The following is a 2,782-nucleotide window of genomic DNA, read 5'->3' on the forward strand; positions in this document are numbered from 1 at the left end:
GGACCGGGGCTTCGATGAGGTGCGGAGGCGGAGGGATTTGAACCCTCGATGGGGTGTAAGCCCCAAACCGCATTAGCAGTGCGGCGCCATAGACCGGACTAGGCGACGCCTCCAGCACACCCCCGCGTACGAAGGTGCGTGCAGATGATGACACAGGCGCAGGGCCCCTCACCAATCCGCTCCCACGGTACTAGGCGAGACGGGCGGAGAGCAAAGCCTTAAAGCAGCCGCGGCGCGCAACGTCGGCGCGCCCGCGTCGTTGGGCAGGCGTACGACGTACGGACGACCTGGAGTGCCCCATGCTGCGTCTCGCCGCCTTCGCCGTCACCTCCGCCCTGGCCGCCGCGGTGGCCGGCCCGTTGCCGCCGCTCCCGCTGGGCCGGCTGCTGGCGACACCCGACCGCCTCACCATCGCCATGGCCGACACCGGAAACCGCCGGTTGGACCGGGAGTACCGGCTCGAATGCGGCCCCGTCGGGGGCGACCACCCGGAGGCGGAAGGGGCCTGTGCCCGGCTGGACCAGTTCGCCAGGGAGGGGAAGGACCCCTTCGTCCCCGTCTCCAAGCGGCAGATCTGCACCATGCAGCACGGCGGCCCCGCCACCGCCCGGATCACCGGAACCTGGAACGGTCACAGGGTGGACGCCACGTTCCGTCGCACCAACGGATGCGAGATCCGCCGTTGGGACGAGTTGGAACCTCTGCTTCCGAGTGGGCGTTCCTGACCTGGGAGGATGCGCGGGATGGGCGGTATCCGCCACACATCGGCCACCCCATCGCGGGCCTGTGGCCTTAGACTCCTCCCGTGACTTGCCGGTAGTTGTTGGTCAGGGAGGAAGCTCGTCGTGAGCAGCAGGCCATCCCGAGGCGCTGCTCGCCTCGCAGCAATACTCGACGCTCTTCCGGACGCGCTGTTGCTCGTCAACGCCAACGGCACGGTCGTCAACGCCAATTCGATCGCGCTCGAGGTCATGGAGAGCCCCGGCACCGGGCTCGTCGGCCGGGGCGTGCTCGACCTCCTGCCCGAGTTCGACTCCAAGCTGATCCCCGGCTCCATGCGCCGGCCCGGTGAGGACGACGGCGGCCGCGCCAAACCCAAACGGATGATCGCGCGCCGTACCGACGGCTCCGAGTTCCCCGTCGAGGTCACCAGCGCGCATCTCGACGGACGCGACGCCTACCGTGAGCCGCAACCCTCGTACACGGGTGACGAGCTTCTGATGCTCGTGGTCCGCGACCTCTCGCAGACCGTGGACACCGAGGCGGAGCTGGCTCGCTCGCAGCGGCAGACCGAGATGATCCTGCGCGCCGCCGCCGAGGGCGTCGTCGGCACCGACACCGACGGACGGGTGGTGCTGGTCAACCCTGCCGCCGCCCAGATCCTCGGGTACCGCGCGACCGACCTCGGCAACCGCGAACTGCACGGCCTCGTGCAGCACTCCCGCGCCGACGGCTCCCCCTTCCCGTTCGAGGAGTCACCGCTCGCCGACACCCTGCGCAGCGGCCGCAAGCACCGCGTCCGCGGGCAGGTGCTGTGGAACAAGTCCGGACAGCCGGTCGCCGTCGACCTGACCACCTCGCCCGTACGGGACGGGGAGCAGCTCGTCGGCGCCGTCATGACCTTCACCGACCGGCGGCCGTACGACGCACTCGCCGCGCGGCACGCCCAGCTGATGGCCGTCCTCGGCGAATCGCTGCGCGGCCCGCTGGACGAGCTGCGCGGTGAGCTGGCGACGCTTGCCGCCGACGACGCCGGACAGCTGTGGCCCGAGGCCAACCAGCTGCTGCACCATCTGGCCGCCGGGTACTCACGGATGACCACGCTGGTGGACAACGTCCTCGGCTACCAGCGCCTGGACTCCGGCAGGGACCGGCTCACGAAGAAGAATGTCCTGATCAACACCGTCGTCGCGGCGGGCGTCGACGGGGCCGTCGAGCTGATCGGTCCGGGACGCGCGCAGTTCGCCGTCCACGCGCCGACCATCGAGGCCGAGGTGGACGCCGACCGGATCGCGACCGCGCTCGCCCACCTGGTCGCCGACGTGGCCGGGGTGGACGCCACCGGCAAGACCCGCCAGGGCAGCGGCTACAGCGACTCGACGATCGTGGTGGCCGCCGCGCAGCGCGGCGATGTCGTACGGATCGAGGTGCGCGGGCCGTACGAGGGCGGGAACCCGGTCCACGAGCCGATCGTGCGGGGGATCGTGGCCGCGCACGGCGGCGTACTGCAGACGGTGGAGGTCCCGGGCGCGCCCGGCGGGGCGTACGTACTGGAGCTTCCGATCGGGTCGGGTGCCGGAACGGTGACCCTGCCGGAACCGGCGGAGGAGGCCCCGGCCGGTCCGACCACGGACGGGGCGGGGACGGCCGGGGGCGCGGCTCCCGGCAAAATCTCCGGCGGCCGGCGTGCCCGGCGCGGGGTGGACGCCTTCCTGGACGACGAGACCACCGGCCCCGAAACGGCACGAACCGCACAGGCAGCACAGGCAGCACCGGCCGGCCAGGGTGGTGGCGCGCTGGCGCTGCCTTCCGGGCGGCGGCGCGCGGGCGAGGAGGGAGACGCTCCGGAGACGGGCCCCGAACTCGCACAGTCCCCGGTGAACCCGGCAGGGCTCGGCACCGGACGCAGGCGCGGCCGGGCCGGTGACGCCAGCGGCGGGGCCGAAGGTCCCGGCGGGCAGGACGGCCCCGGGCGGCCCGTGCCCCCGCAGGGCACCGCCATGCCCGCGCTCCCTCCCGTGCCCGCGGTTCCGGTGAGCGAGCATCCCGCCGGGCGGCGCCG

General features: G+C 72.5%; 2 protein-coding genes and 1 tRNA gene. 2 read left to right on the plus strand and 1 reads right to left on the minus strand.

Translation table 11 applies throughout. The features are described from left to right. Positions 1-22 precede the first annotated feature (22 nt). A tRNA-Ser gene (locus ACWGIU_RS34715) sits at positions 23-113 on the minus strand. 186 nt (positions 114-299) lie between these two features. On the opposite strand from ACWGIU_RS34715, the gene ACWGIU_RS34720 reads away from it, so the two are divergent. Both ACWGIU_RS34720 and ACWGIU_RS34725 read left to right on the plus strand, forming a co-directional pair. Continuing rightward, the gene (locus ACWGIU_RS34720) at positions 300-725 is read left to right on the plus strand and encodes an SSI family serine proteinase inhibitor (protein ID WP_453712084.1); all 426 of its coding nucleotides are present in this window, start codon (positions 300-302) and stop codon (positions 723-725) included. 120 nt (positions 726-845) lie between these two features. After that, on the plus strand, positions 846-2,782 hold a 1,937-nt coding region (locus ACWGIU_RS34725), incomplete at its 3' end, for a PAS domain-containing protein (protein WP_453712085.1).

The organism is Streptomyces sp. NPDC054840, from assembly GCF_053611065.1.